Below are 23249 nucleotides of genomic sequence, written 5' to 3' on the forward strand. Positions count from 1 at the left end.
TGGTGTCCGCCGCCGTGTACTCGTGGAACGTGACGTCGACGGACGCCTCGGTCGGGCCGTAGAGGTTGTGCAGCGCTGCCGCACTCAGGGCGGCGAAGGACTGCGCCGCCTGCGGCGTGAGCGCCTCACCAGAGCAGAAGACCTGCCGCAGCGACGGCACCCGACCCGCGTCGACCAGCGACGTGAACGCCGACAGCATCGACGGCACGAAGTGGGCGGTGGTGACGTCGTGCTCCTCGATCAGGTCCGCCAGGTACAGCGGATCCCGGTGGCCGTCGGGGCGTGCGATCACGAGACGGGCACCGACCTGCAGCGGCCAGAAGAACTCCCAGACGGACACGTCGAAGGTCGCCGGCGTCTTCTGGACGACGGCGTCCGACGGTCCCATCGGGTACTGCGCCTGCATCCACTCGAGGCGGTTGACGATGCCCGAGTGCGGCACCGCGACACCCTTCGGGCGTCCCGTCGAGCCGGAGGTGTAGATGACGTACGCGACGTTCGAGTCGCGCAGCGGCCGGGTGCGGTCCGCGTCCGTGACCGGCGCGTCCGACCGGCCGCTCACGTCGAGTGTGTCGAGCGACCAGGCCGGAACGCCCGCGGGGAGGTCGAGCGCGACATCGCCGCCCGTGAGCACCACGGCCGGGTTCGCGGAGTCGAGCACGTACCGGGTGCGCTCGGCCGGATGGTCGGGGTCGACCGGCACGTAGGCACCGCCGGCCTTGATCACCGCGTACATGCCGACGAGCAGTTCCGTCGACCGCCGGACGGCGAGCGCGACGAACACGTCCGGACCGACACCGGCGTCGATCAGCATGCGCGCCAGACGGTTTGCACGGGCGTCGAACTCCGCGTAGGTCAGGCACTCGCCCTCGACGACGAGCGCGACCGCATCGGGCGTCCGGGCGACCTGTGCGTCGAACAGGTCGACCAGGGTGGCCTCGGGGACCGGTCGCGCGGTGGCGTTCACGGCCGCGATCGCGGCGAGGTCGGCGGTGTCCGCGATCCGGATGTCGCCGACCGCGATCTCGGGATCGGCGGCGACCGCGGACAGGATCCGCAGGTAGGCGTCGGCGAATCCCCGGACGGTCGACTCGTCGAACAGTGCGGTCGCGTAGCTGAGCGTCGACACCAGGTCCGCGGGTGCACCGTGCTCGTCGCGCGCGTCGCCGACGGTCAGCTGCACGTCGAACTTGGCGACGTCGAAGTCGGAGGTCAGGCCGCTGACCGTAAGACCGGGGAGCGTGAAGCTCGCCTGCGCGTTGTTCTGCATCGTGAACATCGCCTGGAACAGCGGCGGGTACGCGGTGGACCGGGCGGGGGCGAGGACGTCGACGAGCTGCTCGAACGGCATGTCCGCGTGGGTGAACGCGGCCAGGTCCGTCTCGCGGGCGGCGTCGACGAGTGCCGCGAACGTGGTCTCGGCGGTGACGCCCGTGCGCAGCACGAGGGTGTTGACGAACATGCCGACGAGGTCGTCGAGCGACTGCTCGCCGCGGCCCGCGACGGGTGTGCCGATCGCGATGTCCGTCTCGCGGCCCAGGCGCGCGAGCAGCACGGCGAACGCCGAGTGCAGCACCATGAACAGGCTGGCCCCGCGTGCACGAGCCAACTCCAGCAGCCGGTCGTGGGTGGCGGCGTCGATGACGAACCCGACGTTCGCGCCTGCCGTCGACTGCACGGCGGGACGCGGCCGGTCCATCGGCAGGTCCAGCACCTCGGGCAGGCCGGCGAGTTGCTCACGCCAGTAGGCGCTCTGGCCGCTGACGAGCGACTCCGGGTCGTCCGGCGACCCGAGGAGCTCGCGCTGCCAGATCGCGTAGTCCGCGTACTGCACGGGCAGCGGCGACCACTGCGGGGCGACGCCGTGCGCGCGGGCGCCGTAGGCGGTCATGACGTCCCGTGCCAGCGGCGCGACGGAGGCACCGTCGGCGGCGATGTGATGCATCACCACGACGAGCACCCGCTCGGTGGGCGCGGTCTGCAACAGTGCGATCCGCACCGGCGGAGCGGCGGTGACGTCGAAACCGAGGGAGATCAGGTCGACGGCGCGGGCCACGACCTCACTCTCGGGAACCTCGACGGGCGTCAGCGACACGGCGGCGTCGGCCGGCGGCAGGATCTGCTGGAACGGTCCGTCCGCGGAGTCCGGGTACACGGTGCGCAGCACCTCGTGCCGGGTCAGGACGTCGACGAGGGCGGCGCGCAGCGCGTCGACGTCGAGTGCCCCGGACAGCCGCACCGCCATCGGGACGTTGTACGCGGCCGACTCCGGATCGAACTGGTTGAGGAACCACATCCGACGCTGCGCGAGGGACAGCGGGATCCGGTCCGGGCGCGGATCCGCCGCCGTCAGTGCACGAGCGGCGGGAGCCGACGAATGTTCCACACGCGCAGCCAGTTCGGCGACGGAGGGTGCGTCGAACAACTCACGAACGCCGACCCGGACACCGAGTGCGGCGCCGATCCGGGCGGTGACCTTGGTGGCGGACAGCGAGTTGCCACCCAGGTCGAAGAAGCTCACCGTCACGCCGACCCGGTCGAGCCCGAGTACCTCGGCGAAGATGCCTGCGACGATCTGCTCGGTCAGCGACCGCGGCGCCACGTACTCGATCTCGGGTGCCACGAACTCGGGCACCGGGAGGGCGCGGCGGTCCAGCTTGCCCGCCGGGGTGAGGGGCACCTCGTCGAGCCCGACCACGTGCGACGGAACCATGTAGGCGGGCAGGAACTCCGCAGCGAAGGCACGCAGCGTCTCCTCGTCGACGACGCGGCCCGGCGCGGGCAGCACGTACGCGACGAGAACCGTGTCGCCGTCGGGCGCGGTGACGCCCTCGGTGGTGACGAAGCCGACGCTGTCGTGGCACGCCAGGGCGCCGCTGATCTCGCCGAGTTCGATGCGGAAGCCGCGGACCTTGACCTGGAAGTCGGAACGGCCCACGTACTCGAGGGTGCCGTCGGCCGTCCACCGGACGACGTCTCCGGTCCGGTACATCCGCTCGCCGGGGCGGCCGAACGGGTTGGCCACGAACCGTTCCGACGTCAGCGGGCCGCGGGCGTGGTAGCCCCGGGCCAGCGCGGGCCCCGACAGGTACAGCTCACCCGCGACACCGACCGGAGCCGGCCGAAGTCGGCCGTCGAGAACGGAGACGTGGAAGCCGCGGGTCGGGGCGCCGATGGTGATCGGCTCGCCGGCGCGCAGCGGTGCGGACACCGTCGACCAGACCGTCGCCTCGGTCGGGCCGTACAGGTTCAGCATCGTGCGGTCCGGTGCCCACCGGGCCACCAGTTCCGGCGGGCAGGCGTCGCCCGCGACCGCGAGGACGCGGAGGGTGTCCAGGCCGGCGGGGTCGGCCGCGGCGAGCGCGGCCGGGGTGATGCAGGCGTGGGTGACGCGCTGGGCGCGGAGGAACTCGGAGAGCTCGACGCCGCCGAACAGGTCCGCCGGGGCCACCACGAGCGTGGACGCGCTGCCGAACGCCATCAGCATCTCGAACACCGATGCGTCGAAGCTCGGCGAGGCGAACTGCAGTGTGCGCGAACGCGGTTCGATCAGCATGTGGGTGCGCTGCTCGGCGACGAGGTCGGCGAGACCGCGGTGGGTGACCACGACGCCCTTCGGCAGACCCGTCGAACCCGAGGTGTAGATGACGTACGCGGCGTCGTCGACGTGCACCGGCCGGGCGGGCACGGCGGGGTCGTCGCCTGCCCCGGCGAGCTGGGTCTCGATCTCGTCGAGGACGAGCCAGTCGACGGCACCCGACAGCGCGCCGCGATGCCGGGACGTCGTGACACCGACGGCCACGCCGGAATCGGTGAGCATGTGCGCAATGCGGTCGGCCGGGTAGTTCGGATCGACGGGCAGGAATGCCGCACCGGTCTTGGCGATTGCCCACACCGCCACCACGGTGTCGGCCGAGCGCGGCATCGCGACCGCGACGAACGATCCGGCGCCGACGCCCCGGTCCGCCAGGACCCGGGCCAGCCGGTTGGAGCGGACGTCGAGGTCCCGGTAGCTGAGCCGGGTGCCACCGGCGTCCACCGCGTCCAGGTCGGGGTCGACGGCGACCGCGTCCGCGAAGATCTGCGGCAGGGTCCGTGCCCGGAGCCCCTCGGGCCCGGCCACGCCCGCGAGGGCGGACTGCTCACCGGGATCGAGGATCGGCACGTCACCCACCGGGAAGGTCGGATCGACGACAACGGTCGACAGGATGCGCACCAGCCGGTCCGCGAAGGCGCGGACGGTCGAGGCGTCGAAGAGATCGGTGGCGTAGTCGAACGACGCCCGCATACCGTTCGGACGGCCGTCGGCGTCGACCTGCTCGGCCAGGGTGAGCTGCAGGTCGAACTTGGCGACCCCGGCGGTGACCGGCTCCGGCGTGACCGTCAGGTCGGGCAGTTCGAGGCTCGTGTCGGTGGCGTTCTGGAAGTCGATCGCCACTTGGAACAACGGGTGGTGGGACTGCGACCGCGTCGGGCTGATCACGTCGACGAGTCGCTCGAACGGCAGCTCGGTGTGCGCGAACGCGCCGAGGTCCACGGTGCGGGTGTGCTCGAGGAGTGCCGCGAACTCGGTCTCCGGTTCGACCCGCGTGCGCAGCACGACGGTGTTGACGAACATGCCGACCAGGCCCTCGAGGTCTGCCTCCCCGCGGCCCGCGACCGCGGTGCCGATGGCGATGTCGGTCGTGTTCCCCAGCCGGGCCAGCAGCACCGACAGTGTCGCGTGCATGACCATGAACACGGTGGCGCCCTGGGCGCGGGCGATCTCCGCTGCCGCGCGGTGCACCTCGGCGTCGATGGTGAACTCGACACGGTCGCCGCGCATCGACGCGCGGGCCGGCCGCGGCCGGTCGGTGGGCAGTTCGAGCTGGTCCGGCAGGCCCGCGAGGGCCGTGGTCCAGTACCCGAGCTGAGCGGCCGCACGCGACTGCGGATCCGCGACGTCGCCGAGGAGGCGGCGCTGCCAGATGGCGTAGTCCGCGTACTGGACCGGCAGCGGCGCCCACTGCGGCGACTGCCCGCCGTGGCGGGCCACGTACGCGGTCATCAGATCGGTCACCAGCGGTCGCAGCGAGACGCCGTCCGTGGCGATGTGATGGATCACGAGGACGAAGACGTACTCGCCGGACCCGAGATCGAGCAGTGCGCCGCGAACCGGGACCTGCTCGGTCACGTCGAAGCCCTCGGTGGCGAGGGCTCGCACCCGATCGGGCACCTGCTCGGCGGTGACCGCCTCGACGTCGAGGTCGAGATCCGCCGAGTCGACGGCGCGCACGACCTGGTGCCCGCCGTCCACCGAGTCCGGGTAGACGGTGCGCAGCGTCTCGTGCCTGCCGACCACGTCACGCAGCGCCTCCCGCAAGGCGGGCAGGTCGACGGCGCCGGAGAGCCGGACGGCGAGCGGAATGTTGTAGGCCGCGGACTGCGGATCCATCCGGTTGAGGAACCACATCCGCTGCTGCGCGAGCGAGAGCGGAACCCGACCGTCACGCTGCTGCGGAACGAGCGGCGGGCGGGTTCCCGTCCCGCCCCGGACGACGCGGGCGGCGAGGTCGGCGACGGTGCGCGCCTCGAACAGCTCACGGACGCCGATCTCCGTCCCGAACGCCTGATTGACCTGTGCGACAACGCGGGTCGCGACCAGTGAGTTGCCGCCGAGATCGAAGAAGTCGTCGGTGGCGCCGACCCGGTCCGCGTTCAGGATGCGTCCGAAGATCTCGGCCACACCGCGCTCGACGTCTCCGACGGGCTCGACGTACACGGAGCCGCCACCGAACTCGGGTGCGGGCAGCGCCGCCCGATCGACCTTGCCGAGGGCGGTGAGCGGCACCGTGTCGAGCACCATGATCACCGACGGCACCATGTACGACGGGAGCCTCGTCGCGACGAACCTGGCCAGTTCGTCGGTGTCGAGGCGGGCGCCGACGGCGGGCTGGACGTACGCGACGAGCGCGAGGTCCCCGGCCGGTCCCGGGCGGCCGACGGTCACGGCGTAGGCGACCGACTCGTGCGCGGCCAGGGCGGCGTCGATCTCGCCGAGCTCCACGCGGAAACCACGGACCTGCAGCTGGAAGTCGGAGCGACCGACGTAGTCCAGGTCGTTCGAGTCGGTCCAGCGGACGACGTCGCCGGTGCGGTACATCCGCTCCCCCGGCGCACCATACGGGTTGGCGACGAATCGCTCCGCGGTCAGGCCGCGGCGCTCGTGGTAGCCGCGGGCCAGGCCTGCGTTGGTGATGTACAGCTCGCCGGGGCTGCCGACGGGAACGGGGCGCATCCGGGCATCGAGCACCAGTGCGTGCACGCCGCGCATCGGCGCGCCGATGGTGATCGGTGCACCCGCCGCGAGCGGCTCCGTGACGGTGACGATGACGGTGGTCTCGGTGGGGCCGTAGGCGTTCCGCAGACGACCACCCCAGCGGGCGGCGAGCTCCGGCGGGCACACGTCACCACCGACGACGATCCGCTCGACGAGATCGAGACCTGTGGCGTCGATCGTCTGCACGGCCGTCGGCGCACCGACGAACAGGGTGATCCGCTGGTCGCGGATGAAGGTGGCGAGTTCGGTGCCGCCGTACAGATCGGTCGGGGCGATGACCATCGTGGCGCCCGCTCCGAACGTCGACAGCAGCTCGCCGACCGCGGCGTCGAAGCTGATCGCCGCGAACTGCAGGACCCGTGACGCCGGCGAGGTGCCGTAGTACTCGACGAGATCGGCGGTCAGCGAGGCCAGGCCGCGGTGCGGCACGGCGACGCCCTTGGGCACACCGGTGGTGCCGGAGGTGTAGATCAGGTACGCGAGGTGATCCGCCGTCGGCTCGGCGGACCGGTCGGCGGCCGACAGCGGCTGTGCGGACCGTGCCGCCACGGTGTCGGTGAGCGCCGGGTCACGCAGGTCGAGCCAGCCGCCCGTGGGCCGCACGTGCTCGGGGAGCTCGGCGACGAACTCGGCGGTGGTCAGGCCGATCACCGCACCGGAGTCCCGCACCATGTGGGCGATGCGGTCGGCGGGCAGCTTCGGGTCGATCGGCAGGTAGGCGCCGCCGGCCGCGGCGACCGCCCAGATCGCGGTCATCGCGTCGACGGAACGCGGAATCGCGAGGGCCACCACGGAATCCGGTCCGACACCGAGATCGACGAGATGCCGGGCGAGCCGGTTCGACCGGGCCGACAGGTCGGCGTAGGTGATGCGCTCGCCTGCCCACTCGATCGCAGTCCGGTCGGCGTGCTCCGCCGCGGCCGCGGCGAAGATCTCCGCGAGCGTCCGGGCGGGTTCGGCTTCGGTTCCCCGCCGGGCGACCAGTGCGGCGGCCTCGGCGGGATCGAGCACCGTGAGGTCGCCGACCGGGGTCTGCGGCGCGGCGAGCGATGCGGCGAGCAGCGACCGCAGGCGCTCCCCGATACGCGCCACGGTCGGCGCGTCGAACAGGTCGGTGCTGTACGTCAGTACCGCGTCGGCGCCGGAAGCGACCTGCTCGCCGGCCTTCTCGAGCACCGTGAGCATCAGGTCGTACTTGGCCGAGCCCATCGGGACGTCGAGGGCGTCGATGTCCAGGCCGGCCAGCTCGAACCGGGACCGGGTCTCGGACTGGAAGGCGAGTGCCACCTGGAACAGCGGCGAGTGCGCCATCGAACGCGGGACGTCGAGGGCGTCCACCAACTGCTCGAAGGGGACCTCGGCATGCTCGAACGCCGCGAGGTCGGTGCTGCGGATCCTGGTGACGAGGTCGTCGAAGCTCTCGCCGCGATCGAGAACCGTCCGCAACACGAGGGTGTTGACGAACATGCCGACCACGTCGTCGAGGGCGCGCTCCCCACGGCCGCCGACCGGCGTGCCGACCGCGATGTCGTCGGTACCGGACAACTGCGCGAGCAGCGTGACGTAGGCGGCGTGCAGGACCATGAACGGCGTGACGCCGCGGCGACGCGCGTACGCGGTGACCTCCGCGTACAGCTCCGCCCCGAGTTCGAACCGGTGGTCGGCGCCGCGCATCGACTGCGCGTGAGGGCGGGGGCGGTCGGTCGGCAGGTCGAGGCGGTCGGGCAGACCGGCGAGGGTCCGGCGCCAGTGGTCGATCTGCGCGGCGGCCGGGGACTGCGGGTCCTCGGCGTCACCGAGGACGGCGCGCTGCCAGATCGCGTAGTCCGCGTACTGCACCTCCAGCGGAGCCCAGGTGGGCACCTCTCCTGCGGTGCGGGCGCGGTAGGCGATCATCACATCCCGGGCCAGCGGCGCCAGCGACAGCGCGTCACCCGAGATGTGGTGCAGGACAAGGACGAGCACGTGCTCACCGCGGGCGTCGCCGTCGGTGACCCGCAGCAGGCGGGCGCGCAGCGGGACCTCGGCGGTGACGTCGAAGCCGCGGGTCACGTCCTGGGCGACGGCGCCGTGCAGGCCGTCCGCGTCCACCGCGACCGGCGTCAGGTCGGGCGCGACCGCGGCCGCGGGCACGATCACCTGGTGCGGACCGTTGTCCGAGTCCGGGAACATCGTGCGCAGCGACTCGTGCCGCTCGAGGACGTCGGCGACGGCAGCGGCCATCGCGGCGACGTCCAGGTCGCCGACCATTCGCACCGGCAGCGGCAGGTTGTAGGCGGGCGAGGACGGGTCGAACCGGTTGAGGAACCACATCCGCTGCTGCGCGAGCGACAACGGAACCGCGTCGCCGCGGTCCTGTCGCGTCAGCGCGGGACGGTCCCGGTGGTCGGAGCTCTCCAGCCGAGCCGCCAGCTGCGCGACGGTCGGCGCCTCGAACAGGTCCCGGACACCGACACGGACACCGAGCGCCTCGCCGACCTGTGCGACGACGCGGGTCGCGACGAGGGAGTTGCCGCCCGCGTCGAAGAAGCTCTCCGTGGTGCTGATCCGCGGCACGCCGAGCACGTCGGCGAACACCCCGGCGACGACCTCCTCGACGGGGGTGCGGGGAGCCACGTACTCGGCTGAGGTGAGGTCGAAGACCGGCTCCGGCAACGCCTTCCGGTCCAGCTTGCCGCTGCCGTTGAGCGGGAACTCGTCGAGCACCACGACGGCCGCGGGCACCATGTACGACGGCAGCGCCTGCGCGGCGTGCGCGGCGACGGCGTCGCCGGTGACCTCGAGCTCCCCCGTCGGCACGACATAGCCGACGAGCTGGTCACCCGTGTGGGCGTCGGAACGGACGACGACCACGGACTGGCTGACGCCCGGCGCCGACAGCAGCGCGGCCTCGATCTCGCCGAGCTCGATCCGGTTGCCGCGCACCTTGACCTGGAAGTCGGTGCGGCCGATGTACTCCAGGACACCACGCCCGTCGTCGGCGCCGGTGCGGTACCGGACCAGGTCACCCGTGCGGTACATCCGCTCGCCCGAAGCGGCGAAGGGGTCGGCGACGAAGCGGTCGGAGGTCAGGTCGACGCGGCCGTGGTAGCCGCGGGCCAGCTGGGTGCCCGACAGGTACAGCTCACCCGCGACACCCGGCGGGACCGGCTGCAGGCGCGAGTCGAGCACGTACAGACGGGTGTTCCACATGGGGACACCGATGGGGACGATCCCTCGATCGTCGGAGCTGTGCCGCCAGTACGTGACGGCGAGGGACGCCTCGGCCGGGCCGTAGAGGTTGTCGAGCGGTGCGGACGCCAGCGCCCGGAAGCGTTCGGCCGTCTCGATCGGCAATGCCTCACCGATCGCGATCACCGCCCGCACCGAATCCGGAATCCGCGCCGAGGAGTTCGACACGAACATCGCGAGCATCGACGGCACGAACTGCACGACCGTGACGTGCTCGTCGACCATCAGACGGGACAGGTACTCGGGATCGCGGTGGCCGTCGGCGCGGGCGACGACGAGCCGGGCACCGGTCTGCAGGGTCCAGAAGAACTCCCACACCGAGACGTCGAAGGTCATCGGGGTCTTGAGCATCACCGCGTCGTCGCCGGTGAGCGCGTACTCGTCCTGCATCCAGCGCAACTGGTTGACCAGTCCCGCGTGCGGCACGGCGATGCCCTTCGGGCGGCCGGTGGAACCGGACGTGTAGATCAGGTTCGCCGGGTGCTGCGGGCGCAGCGGCGAGATGCGGTCCGCGTCCGTGAGCGGCGCCGGGTCGAGGCCGGAGAGATCGACCTCGTCGACGAGCAGGGCGGGCGCGTCCGCGGGCAGCGCGTCGGCGTCGCGGGAGGTGGTGAGCACGCACACCGGTGCCGCGCTGTCCAGGACGTAGCCGTTGCGCTCCGCGGGGTGGTCGGGGTCGAGCGGCACGTAGGCGCCGCCGGCCTTGACGATCGCGTACATGCCGACGACGAGGTCGATCGACCGCCTGATCGACAGTCCGACGAGGGACTCCGGGCCGACGCCGAGTGCGACGAGGTGGCGCGCCAGGCGGTTGGCCCTGGCGTCGAACTCGGCGTACGTCAGCTGCTCGCCCTCGAACACGAGGGCCACCGCGTCCGGGGTGCGGGCCACCTGCGCGTCGAACAGCGCGACGAGGGTGTCGTCGCCCGCCGCGACCTCCGGCACCACGTGCTCGGTGTCGTTCCAGTCGCCCAGTACCAGCGACCGTTCCGCGTCGGACACCAACGCGATGTCGCCGACGACGACCGCCGGGTCGCCGGCGACGGCGTCCAGCACTCCGCCGAGGCGGCGCACGAAGGACTCTGCGGTGGACCGGTCGAACAGGTCGGTCGCGTAGGTGAGGACGATGTCGATGTCGCCGGGCGCGCCCTGGGCGTCGACGGTGTCGGTGACGGTCACCTGCAGGTCGAAACGGGACAGCCCGATCTCGAATTCGGCAGGGGCGACGGTCAGCCCGGGCAGTTCGAGCTCGCCGCGGGCGATGTTCTGGAACCACAGCGACACCTGGAACAGCGGGTGGTACGCAGCCGAGCGGGTCGGGTTGAGCGCCTCGACGAGCCGCTCGAACGGGATGTCGGTGTGCGTGAACGCCGCCAGGTCGCGTTCACGCACCTGCGCGAGCAGATCGGTGAACGAGACGTTCTCGTCGATCTCGGTGCGCAGCACCAGGGTTCCGACGAACATGCCGACCACGTCGTCGAGGGCGGCTTCGCCGCGGCCCGCGATGGGGGCGCCGACGGCGATGTCCTCGCTGCCCGACAGGCGGGCCAGCAGCACCGACAGCGCGGCGTGCACGACCATGAAGAGCGTGGTGTTCGTCTGCCGCGCGACGCCGAGCAGGCGGGCGTGCAGGTCGGCGTCGAGGTGCAGCGCGACGTCGGCGCCGCGGAAGGACTGTGCCGCCGGCCGCGGGCGGTCCGTGGGCAGCTCCAGCAGGTCGGGCAGGTCCGCGAGCGCGGTGCGCCAGTAGCCCAGCTGCCGGGCCGCGAGGGACTCCGGGTCGTTCTCGTCGCCGAGCAGGTCCCGCTGCCAGATCGCGAAATCGCCGTACTGCACCGGCAGCGGCGCCCACGAGGGCGCCTCCCCCGACGTCCGGGCGGTGTACGCGATCATCAGGTCGCGGGCCAGCGGAGCCGACGACCAGCCGTCGAAGGCGATGTGGTGCAACACGAACACGAGCACATGGGTGTCCGCGACCGCGGTGCCGTCGAGGTCGTCCGGGGTGACGGCGAGCAGCCGCGCGCGCAGCGGCGGCGCCGCGGTGACGTCGAACGGGCCGGTGGCGAGGGCGACGACCTCGCGTTCGAGTTCGTCCTCGGCGATCCGGACCACGTCGAGGTCGGCGGTGGCCGCGACCTGCTCGGCGGGCAGCACGAGCTGATGCGGGCCGGTCGCGGAGTCCGGGTAGACGGTGCGCAGTGCCTCGTGCCGGTCGAGCACGTCGCGCATGCCGGCGCGCAGGGCATCCAGATCGAGCTCACCGGTGAGCCGGATCGCGAACGGCATGTTGTAGGCGGCGGAGTCCTGGTCGAAGCGGTTGAGGAACCACATCCGCTGCTGCGCCAGCGACAGCGGCACCTCGCGCCCGCGGTCGCGGGGCACCAGCGCGGGACGCGGCGCCGCCTCGGTGCCGGTCTCGGCACGCAGCGCGAGCTCGGCGACCGTCGGTGCGTCGAAGATCTCGCGCACGCCGAGCGAGGTGCCGACGGCGGCGTTGACACGTGCGATCACCTGTGTCGCGACGAGCGAGTTGCCACCGAGGTCGAAGAAGTTGTCGGTGGCGCCGACCCGCGGCGCACCGACGACGTCCGCGTAGATCGCGGCGACGATCTCCTCGATCGGCGTGCGCGGCGCGACGTACGCGCCGACCGTGGCGTCGAAGGACGGTGCGGGCAGCGCCCGGCGGTCCAGTTTGCCCGCGGCGCCGAGCGGGAGCTCGGGCAGCGTGACGATCGCGGAGGGGACCATGTAGCGCGGCAGGGTCCGCTCGAGCGCGTGCCGCAGCAGCCCGGCGTCGGCGTCCGCGCCGTCCACGGTGACGACGTAGGCAACCAGCTGCGCGCCGACGTGCTGGTCGTGGTGCACGACGACTGCCGCGCTCGCGACGTTCGGCTCGCCGCGCAGTGCGGCCTCGACCTCGCCCGGTTCGAGCCGCTGTCCGCGCAGCTTGACCTGGAAGTCGGTGCGGCCCAGGAACTCCAGCTCACCGGCGGTGTTCCAGCGCACCAGGTCGCCGGTTCGGTACATCCGTGCCCCGGAGACGTCTCCCGCCGGCGCGGCGACGAATCGCTCGGCGGTCAGGTCGGCGCGGCCGAGGTAGCCGCGTGCGAGCTGGTCGCCCGACAGATAGAGCTCTCCCGCGACACCGACCGGGACCGGATGCAGGCGGCCGTCGAGCACGTGCGCCCGGACGTGCGCGCCGGGGCGGCCCATCGGCACGATCGCACCCGCGTCGAGCGCAGCGGGATCGAACTCGGCGGCGATCGTGACGGTGACCGTGGTCTCGGTGGGGCCGTAGCCGTTGCGCACCCGGACGCCCGACGCCGCGGCCCGCTCGGCGAGCGAGCGGGAAATGGCCTCGCCGCCGACGCGGACGTAGCGGAGCGAATCGGCCAGGGGCAGGCCGGAGCTCAGGAACACCTCGAGCATCGAGGGGACGAAGTGCGCGGCGGTGACCCGTTCGCGGGCGATCAGATCGGCGAGGTAGGCGGCGTCGCGGTGTCCGTCGGGCCGCGCGACGACGATGCTGCCGCCTGCCTGCAGGCCGGCGAAGGTCTCCCACACGGCGACGTCGAAGGTCGACGCCGACTTGTGCAGCAGCACATCGCGATCCGAGAGCTCGGCCTCGGTGCGGGCCCAGCGCAGGTGCGCCACGATCGCGCGGTGCGAGACGACGACACCCTTCGGGCGTCCGGTCGATCCCGAGGTGAAGAAGACGTACGCCGGGTGCTCCGGGCGCAGGGCCCCGAGCCGGTCGGCATCGGTGAGCGGACCTGCGGGGCCGCTGTCCGCGACGTCCTCGATCCGCAGCACCGGACACGCGCCGACGGGAAGGCCTTCCTCGTCGGCGGCCGTCGTGACGATGCAGACGGGTGCCGCGGCACCGAGGACGTAGGTGTTGCGTTCGGTCGGCTGGTCCGGGTCCACCGGCACGTAGGCGCCACCGGCCTCGACGATCGCGTAGGCGGCGACGAGCGATTCGACCGAACGACGCATCGCCAGCGCGACCGTGGTCTCCGGCCCGACGCCCAGGCCGACCAGTGCCCGCGCCACCCGGGACACCCGGGCCCCGAACTCCGCGTACGTCAGGGTCCGGACGTCGCTGGAGACCGCGACGGAGTCCGGCGTGCGCAGCGCCTGCGCGTGGAAGTCGTCGAGAAGAAGTCCCGACTGCGGTTCGCCGGACCCGGTGGAGCCGAGCGCGGTGACGGCGGCGGCCTCGTCGACATCGAGCATCGACAGGTCGCCGACCGGAACGGCGGGATCGGCGAGGACCGCCGTGAGCAGTCGGGTGAACCAGCGGGTGTACCGCGTGATCGTCGACTCGTCGAACAGATCGGTCGCGTACAGGAAGGTGACGCCGTACTCGGCGTCGGCGCGCTCGGTCACCGTGACCGCAAGGTCGAACTTCGACACGGCGGTCTCGATGCCCTCCGCGTGCACCGTCAGTCCCGGCAGGTCGATGCTGGGCTCGCTGAAGCCCTCCATCGCGAACTGCACCTGGAACAGCGGCGAATGCGCCGCGGAGCGCACCGGATTGAGCACCTCGACGAGCCGCTCGAAAGGCACGTCGCCGTGCTCGAAGGCGGCGAGGTCTCGGGTGCGGACCTGGGCGAGCAGATCGGTGAACGCGGCGCCTGCATCGACCGGCGTGCGCAGCACCAGGGTGTTGACGAACATGCCGACCAGGTCGTCGAGCGCCTTCTCACCGCGACCGGCGACGGGTGTGCCCACCGCGACGTCGGCCTCGCCCGACAGCCGCGCCAGCAGCACGGCCAGCGTCGACTGCAGCACCATGAACGGGGTGGAGCGATGAGCGTGCGCCAGCTCGTCGACCGCGCGCCGGGTCTGCGCGTCGAGCGAGAACTGCACGCGCGCACCCACTCCCGAGCGAACAGCGGGGCGAGGCCGGTCGGACGGCAGCTCCAGGACGTCCGGCAGGCCACCCAGCTCACGCGTCCAGAAGTCGATCTGACGCGCCGCGAGCGAATCCGGGTCCTGCTCGTCGCCGAGCATCACCCGCTGCCAGATCGCGAAGTCCGGATACTGCACGGGCAGCGGCGCCCACACCGGTGGCACCGAGCGGGTCCGGGCGCTGTAGGCGAGCACCAGGTCCCGGGCGAGCGGTGCGAGCGACCAGCCGTCGGTGACGATGTGGTGCATCACCAGCGCGAGCACGTGCTCGGTGGTGTCACCGCCTTCCGGCGCTCCGTCGGGCACGACCTCGAACACGTGCGCCCGGACCGGGATCTCGCGGGTGACGTCGAAACCCCGCGATCCGAGTTCCAGTGCGCGGCTGTGCAGTTCGGACTCGGACACCTGGACGGTGGTGAGCTCGACGTCGACGTCCGCGAGCGGGAGCACGATCTGCTCCGGGCCGTCGACGGACTGCGGGAACACCGTCCGCAACGCCTCGTGCCGGTCGAGCACGTCGCGCAGCGCCGCGCGCATGGCACCCAGATCGAGCCGCCCGGACAGCCGGACCGCCAGCGGCACGTTGTAGCTGCCCGAGGTGGCGTCGAACCGGTTCAGGAACCACATGCGCTGCTGCGCGAGCGAGAGCGGGATCCGTTCCGGACGCGGTCCGGAAACCAGCGGCGGCCGATCCGTGGCCCCGGCCGCTGCGTGCTCCGCGCGAACCGCGAGGGCGCCGACGGTCGACGCCTCGAAGAGGTCGCGGACGCCGATCGCGGTGCCGAGCGCCGCGTTGACCCGTGCGGTGACCTTGGTGGCGACCAGCGAGTTGCCGCCGAGGTCGAAGAAGTCGTCGGTCAGGCCGGCCCGGTCCACGCCGAGGACGTCCGCGAAGATCTCCGCGACGAGTTCCTCGACCGGGGTCACCGGTGCGACGTATTCGGTTGTGGCGGAAGCGAAGACCGGCTCCGGGAGGGCCCGCCGGTCCAGCTTGCCGACCGGGGTCAGCGGCACCTCGTCGAGCACGACGATCGCCGACGGCACCATGTAGGCGGTGAGGGACTCCGCGACGAACGCGGTCAGCGCGGCGACGTCGACGGTGGCGCCGGGCACTGGCCGCACGTACGCGACGAGCTGCGTCTGGCCGTGCTCGTTGTCGACACCGAGGGTCGCCGCGAAGTCGACCGAAGGATGCGCGGTCAGCGCGGCGTCGATCTCGCCGAGCTCGATGCGGAAACCACGGACCTTGACCTGGAAGTCGGAGCGACCGAGGTACTCGAGGGTGAGGTCGTCGAGCCAGCGCACCAAGTCGCCGGTGCGGTACATCCGCGTACCGGGCTCGGTCGGGTTGGCGACGAACCGCTCGGCGTTGAGCGAGGGGCGGTCGTGGTAGCCGCGGGCCAGGCCGACACCGGCGATGTAGAGCTCACCTGTCGCGCCGACCGGGACCACCCGGAGCCGCTCGTCGAGCACCAGCAACGAGACGCCCCGGATCGGACCGCCGATCGTGATCGGCGCACCCGGCGACATCGGGTCGCTGATCGCCGCCATGATCGTGGTCTCGGTCGGCCCGTAGCCGTTGTGCAGGCGGCGTCCCGGCGCCCAGCGGGCGACGATCTCGGTCGGCACGGCCTCGCCGCCGGCGACCAGGTGCTGCAGGACGTCGAGGCCCTCGGGGTCGACGGAGGCGAGCGCCGACGGCGTGACGAAGGCGTGCGTGACGCCCTCGGTGACGATCAGGTCGTGCAGCTCGGCGCCGCCGAACACCGTCGGCGGCGACACCACAAGGGTGGCGCCGGCGCCGAACGCCATCGTGAACTCCAGGATCGACGCGTCGAAGCTCGGCGACGACACGTGCAGCACCCGCGACGCGGGGGTCACCGCATACCGCTCACGCTGCTCGACGGCGAAGTTCGCCAGACCCGACCGGGTCACGACGACGCCCTTCGGCAGGCCCGTCGAACCCGAGGTGTAGATCATGTACGCCGTCTGGTCGAGTCGGCCTGCGCCGCGTTCGGCGGCCGTGAGCGGCGCCGCGGGCCGGGCGGCGACGAGCGACTCGAACTCTTCGGAGTCGATCACCAGCCAGTCGGTGTCGCCGCCGGGCAGCAGCGCCCGTTCCGCGGTCACCGTCAGGCCGATCCGGGCACCGGAGTCGGTGAGCATGTGCTCGATGCGGTCGAGCGGGTAGTTCGGGTCGACGGGCACGAACGCGCCACCGGCCTTGAGGACCGACCACATCGCGACGATCGAGTGCAGCGACCGCGTCATGCCCAGTGCCACGAAGGTTTCCGGTCCGACGCCGCGGTCCGTGAGGACGCGGGCCAGGCGGTTCGACAGGTCGTCGAGCTCGCGGTACGTCAGGTGCCTGCCGGCGAAGGAGACAGCTGTCCCCTCGAGATTGTCGCGGCACGCTCGGGCGAAGAGCTCGAAGCCGTCTCCCGCCTGCGTCGCGGGCAGGCCACGAACCGGCGCCAGGCGTGCCCGCTCGGCGTCGTCGACGATCTCCACGGTGCCCACCGGCGCGCTCGGATCAGCGACCACGGCCGCCAGGATCCGGGTGAAGCGGGCCATCAGGGCCAGCGCCTCGTCGCGGGTGAATGCCGTCGGCAGGTGCTTCACCGCGAACCGCAGTGCCGGATCCTGCAGTGACACCAGGGTCAGGGGGTAGTGGGTGGCGTCGTTGACACCGATGTCGTCGACCCGCATGCCGGCGATGTCGGTGGCCGCGGCGAGCGCGTCCCGGTCGACCGGATAGGACTCGAACACCGTGAGTGTGTCGAACAGGGCGCCGAGGCCGGCGGCCCGCTGGATGTCGGTCAGACCCGTGTGGTGGTGGTCGAGCAGATCCGCCTGCTCGCCCTGCACCCGCCGCACCAGGTCGGCGATCGTCTCGTCCTCGTCGAGGCGGACCCGGACCGGCAGGGTGTTGATGAACAGGCCGACCATCGTCTCGATGCCGGGCAACTGCGGCGGGCGGCCGGACACCGTCGCGCCGAACACGACGTCGGTGCGCCCGGTCAGCCGGGCGAGCAGCACACCCCACGCCGCCTGCACGATCGTGTTGACGGTGACCCCGAGCTCGCGGGCCAGCTCCACGACGCCTGCCTCGACGTCCGCGTCGAGCGTGACGTCGACCTGCTCGGGCACCGGCAGGGCAGTCAGCCCGCGGCCGGCCGCCAGCAGCGTCGGCTCCTCGAGCCCCGACAGGGCCCGCGCCCACGCCTCCCGGGACACCGCCGGGTCCTGCCGGCCGAGCCAGTCGAGGAAGTCCCGGTACGAGCGGCTCCGGGTCAGCACCGACCGGTCCCCCGCCTGCGCGTACAGGACGATCAGGTCCTGCAGGATCAGCGGCAGCGACCAGCCGTCGAGGAGCAGGTGGTGATTGGTTATCGCGAGCCGGTGGCGTCCGTCCGCCACCCGGATCAGCAGCATCCGCACCAGCGGCGGCGCCGCGACGTCGAAACGCGCGACCCGGTCGGCCTCGATCAGCCGCTCGGCCTCGGCCTCTGCCTCGCCGCTCTCGCGGTCGGTCAGGTCGACGACGGTGAACGGCACGGTCGCCTCGTCGACGACGATCTGCGCCGGTTCGCCGGATTCGTCGTAGACGAACGCGGCGCGCAGGCTCGGGTGCTGATCGACGAGTGCCTGACCGGCGCCGCGCATCCGCTCGTCGTCGACGACGCCGCCGAGGTCCAGCACGATCTGCGCGGTGTACACGTCGACGAACTGCTCGGTCACCGATGCGTGGAAGAGGAGGCCGGCCTGCAACGGGGACAGCGACCACACGTCGACGAGCGACGGGTACCGCTGCTCCCACAGGTCGATCTGAGGCTGGGTGACCGACACCAGCGGCAGGTCGGACGGGGTGTGGCCACCGGCCGCACCGGACGCGGCGAGCTGTGCGAAGCCGTCGAGGGCCCGGCCCCACAGGGATGCCAGTTCGGCGACCGACTCGGCGCCGAGGACCTCGGACGCGTAGGCGAACGTCGCGGTCAGCCTGGTCCCGTCGGCGGTGTCGGCGGCGATCGCGTCGATCGCCAGCAGGGCGGGCAACGCCATGCCGGGATCGCGGTGTGCGCCGGTCCCGAGCGAGTCGCCGTCCGGCATCCAGCCGACGGCCCGCAGCTCGGCGGGGATGTCACCGACGGACAGCCTGCCCAGGTAGTTGAAGGCGATCTGCGGGCGGGTCCAGCCCCGCATCTCCTCCGCGGTGTCTTCGCGCAGGTACCGCAGCATGCCGTAGCCGATGCCGTGATCGGGCACCGAGCGCACCTGCTCCTTGATCCGCTTGATCGCGACCGCGGCGGCAGGGCCCCCCGCTAGCGCGTCGTCGAGGTCGACGTCCCCGAGATCGAGGCGCAACGGGAAGACGCTGGTGAACCAGCCGACCGTGCGCGAGAGGTCCGCGCCCGGCACGACCGCTTCCTCACGCCCGTGGCCCTCGACGTCGATGAGGGTGGACGACTCGGCCAGTCCGCGGTTGCGGCGCCACGCCGCGACGGCCACAGCCAGCGCGGCGAGCAGCGCGTCGGACACGCCGGCGCGGAACTGCGCGGGCAGCGCCGACAGCAGCGCGTCGGTCGTCTCGGCGGACAGTTCGACCTCGAGGCGACGCTCGGTGTCGGCGATGTCGACGGCCGCGTCGAGCGTGCGGGACCCGAGCAGCGGATCCGGTCCGTCGACGACGGCGCGCCAGAAGTCCAGCTCCTCGCCGCGCTGCGGCGTGCGCGCCTGCTCGACCAGGCCGTGAGCCCAGCGTCGCACGGAGGTCCCGACCTCGGGCAGTGCGGGAACCGATCCTGCCGACACCTGCACCCAGGCCATCGCGAAGTCCGGGACGAGCACCCGCCAGGACACGCCGTCGACGGCGAGGTGGTGGACGACGGCGAGCATCCGGTCGTCGCTGCCGTCGGCCGAGCACACCCGGACGAACTGCGCCATGATGCCTGCGGCCGGATCCAGCCGCCCGGCGGCGGCGGAGGTCTCGTCCGCGAGTTGCGCGGTGAACTCCGCCGAACCGGGAGCCGACACGGCGGCCACCTCGACGAGCACGTCGTCCACCCGGACCGCACCGGCCGCGTGGGTCACGAGACGCGTATCGCCGTCCTCGACGATCAGCATGCCGCGCAGCAGGTCGTGGCAGTCCAGGACGGCCTGCACGGTCGCGGCCACCTGGTCGCGGTCGGCGCCTGCGGGCAGCGTCAACACGAGAGCCTGCGCGAAGGCCGCGTAGTCACCGAGCTCCAGCATCGCGCGGGTGATCGGCGTCAACGGGATGTCGCCGACGCCACCACCGGGCAGCTCGGCGAGCCGGACCGTGTCCGCCGCGGCGTCGACGATCCGGGCCACCTCGGCGAGCCCGGCGACGGTGCGCCGCTCGAAGACGTCCCGCGCGGTGAACGAGATCCCCGCGGCCTTGGCCCGCGACACCAGCTGCATCGAGACGATGCTGTCGCCGCCGAGTTCGAAGAAGCTCGCGTCGACGCTGACCCGGTCGAGCCCGAGGACCTGCGAGAACACGGTCGCGATGCGGTGCTCGAGGGCGGTGGCCGGGTCCCGGTGGCCCGCGGCCGGGACGACCTGCTGCGGGTCCGGGAGAGCGGCCCGGTCCAGCTTGCCGTTGACCGTCAGCGGGATCTCGTCGAGTGTCACGACGACGGCGGGCACCATGTACTCCGGCAGGGCCCGTCCCGCGAACGCGAGCAGGTCGGCGGCGTCGACGGTCTGCCCCTCGGTGGGCAGGACGTAGGCGACGAGGCGGCTCTGTCCGGCTGCGCCCGCCCGCACCTGGGTGGTCGCGAAGTCCACGGCGGGGTGGGCGCTGAGGACGTCGTCGATCTCACCGAGCTCGATGCGGAACCCGCGGACCTTGACCTGGAAGTCGGCGCGGCCGACGTAGTCGAGTTCGCCGCCCGCGGTCCAGCGCACGACGTCGCCGGTGCGGTACATCCGCTCGCCGGGAGCGCCGAAGGGGTTCGCGACGAAGCGTTCGGAGCTGAGCCCCGGGCGGCCGTGATAGCCGCGGGCCAGGCCGGGGTTCGCGATGTAGAGCTCGCCTGCGATGCCGATCGGGGCCGGCCGCAGCCGGGCGTCGAGCACCAGCGCGTGCACGCCGCGCATCGGGGCGCCGATGGTGACGGGCAGCTCCGGCGTCAGCGGCTCGGTGATCGTGACGATGACGGTGGTCTCGGTCGGTCCGTACGCGTTGCGCAGGCGACCGTCCCAGCGCGCCGCCAGCTCCGCAGGCAGCACGTCGCCGCCGGTGACGACGCGGACGATCGAGTCCAGACCGGCCGGGTCGAGCGTCTGGGCGGCGGGCGGGGTCGAGACGAGGGTGGTGACCTGTTCGCGCGCGATGAGTGCGGCGAGGTCGTCACCGCCGAGCACCGACGGCGGTGCGACGACGAGGGCGGCGCCGTGCGCGAACGCGGCGAGCATCTCGCCGAACGCGGCGTCGAAGCTCGGCGAGGCGAACTGTGCGACGCGCGCACCCGGAGTCACCGAGTAGGTGACCCGGAGATCGGCGGCCAGGGTCGACAGGCCCAGGTGCGGGACGACGACGCCCTTCGGCTTGCCGGTCGATCCCGAGGTGTAGATGACGTAGGCCGGGTTGCCTGCACGCACCGGCGCGAGGCGGTCGGCATCGGTGATCGGTTCCGACGACTCCGCCGCACACAGGTCGGCGACCTCCGCGGCGTCCAGCACGAGCCAGTCGACGGACTCGGGGAGCCCGGCGCGGTGTGCGTCGAGCGTGACGCCCGCGTGCACCTGTGAGTCCGTGACCATGTGCGTGATGCGGTCGATCGGGTAGTTCGGGTCGATCGGCAGGTAGGCACCGCCCGCCTTCGCGATCGCCCACACCGCGAGCACCGACTCCAGCGAACGGGGTGCGGCGAGCGCGACGAAGGTCTCCGGCCCGACACCCCGCGACACCAGCACGCGGGCCAGCCGGTTCGCCCGCTCGTCGAGTTCGCGGTACGTCCAGTCGGTGCCCTCGAAGGTGACGGCCACCCGATCCGGGTGACGGCTCGCGGTGTCACCGAGGATGTCGCCGAGGACGGTCGGAGCCGTGGCCTCCTCACCACGCCGGTCCGACAGCCACACGACCTCTGCCTCGCCCACGTAGTCGAGGACGGAGACGGGAGTGCTCGGGTCCGCTGCCACGAACCGGGCGAGGAAGTCGAAGAACCGCTCGTGGTGCCGCTCGATCTCCTCGTCCGTGTAGCGGGCGGGGTTGCCGATGAAGTCGACGTGCGTGGATCCGGTGCCCGTCTCGTAGAGGTTGAGCATCAGGTCGTCGACCGGGCCGGAGGAGAGCACGTGCAGATGCGACTCGATCTCGCCGAGGCGCAGGTCGCCGAGTCCCATCATGATGTTGACGACGGGACCGAAGTAGGACCGTTCGGCTCCGTGGACGCCGAGGTCACGCCGGATGTCCTCGGCACGGTAGCGCTGATGGCGCAGTGCACCGACGATCTGCACCTGCACCGACTCGATCAGGTCCCGGATCGGGGTGTCGTCGCGGACGGTCACGCGCAGCGGGACCACGTTCGAGACCATGCCGCCGGCGCGACGCATCGCCGCCGTGGTCCGCGCGGACACCGGGAGGGACAGCAGGACGTCCTCGGTGCCGGTCATCCGGCCGAAGTAGGCGGCGAATGCGGCGATCGTCGCGGGCGCGAAGGACGGCCCGGCCTCGCTCATCCGGTCGACGGTGTCGCGGGAGAGCGGCGAGCTGGCGACCCGGCTCAGCGCCTGCGGCGGTGCCTGACGGGACGCGAAGCTCACCGGCTCCGGCAAACCCTTGGCGATCTCGTGCCAGTAGTCGCGGTCGTCGGCGAAGCGGGTGGTGCCGCGGTACTTCTCCTCGGCCTGGTACAGATCGAACAGCGCGTCGCTGCGAGGCTCCGGGAGGTCCTCGCCCGCCAGCGCGGCTGTGTACAGCTCGGCCGTGCGGGTCATCAGGGTGATCGCGCCGAGTCCGTCGAGTGCGACGTGATGGCATCGGGCGTACCAGTAGTGGTGGCCGGGAGCCAGCTTGAGCATCGCGCACAGGATCAGCGGCGCAGACAGCAGATCGAGGGGTGCCGTGTACTCGGCGCGCATCCACTCGTGTGCTGCCGCGACGGGATCGGGATGCTCGGAGAAGTCGATGCGCAGCAGCGACTGGTCGATGCCGCGGTCGATCGTCTGGTACGGACGACCGTCGACGTCGAGGATGCGGAGATAGCCCGACCCGAGTTCCTTGCCGACGACGATGCCCGCACGCTCGAGTAGATCGAGATCGATGTCACCGCGGAGCTCGACGTACTGCGCCATGTTGACCGGCACATCGGGGTTGAGCTGCTGCGAGAGCCAGAGTCCGAACTGGGCGGCCGAGAGGGGGAATGCTCCTGCGGGAACCCCCGCACCCTCCCCCGTCGGGTTTCCCTCGTTCGTCGTCCACTCGTCCACTCGTCCTCCTCGTCGCCGCCGCCACGGCGTCGTGCACGAAGGACCTGAATCACCTGACGAGGGCCCCACGCCCCCCGACTCCGCAGGCCCTTCTCGACCCAACTCGTACGCCTCACCACCACCCTGCCGGAACGCCCGGTCGGCGGTGTCGACGTCGGTCGACCACCCCTGACGATCCAACAGTACGAGCGGTGAGAATCTGATCTTGTATCTGCCGTGGGCGCCGAATCGTTACCGATGGCTAACTGCCAGCGGTCCCTCCCGTGATTCGCGAACCTTGCACTGTCCTGCGAAAACGCATGAGAAGTCCTGGTCACACGCACCCGGT

The 23249-nt window shown here is 71.9% G+C and carries 1 protein-coding gene (cut by a window edge); it reads right to left on the reverse strand.

The window, feature by feature from the left end:
* On the reverse strand, positions 1-22921 hold the 5' portion of the coding sequence (locus ACFSJG_RS21490; RefSeq protein WP_378487270.1) for a non-ribosomal peptide synthase/polyketide synthase. Its footprint begins 20594 nt before the window's first position; the window shows 22921 of its 43515 coding nt (coding positions 1-22921); it begins with the start codon at positions 22919-22921; its stop codon lies beyond the left edge, outside the window.
* Positions 22922-23249: the final 328 nt, after the last annotated feature.

This window comes from Rhodococcus gannanensis (assembly GCF_042681175.1).
GTDB classification, from domain to species: domain Bacteria; phylum Actinomycetota; class Actinomycetes; order Mycobacteriales; family Mycobacteriaceae; genus Rhodococcus_G; species Rhodococcus_G gannanensis.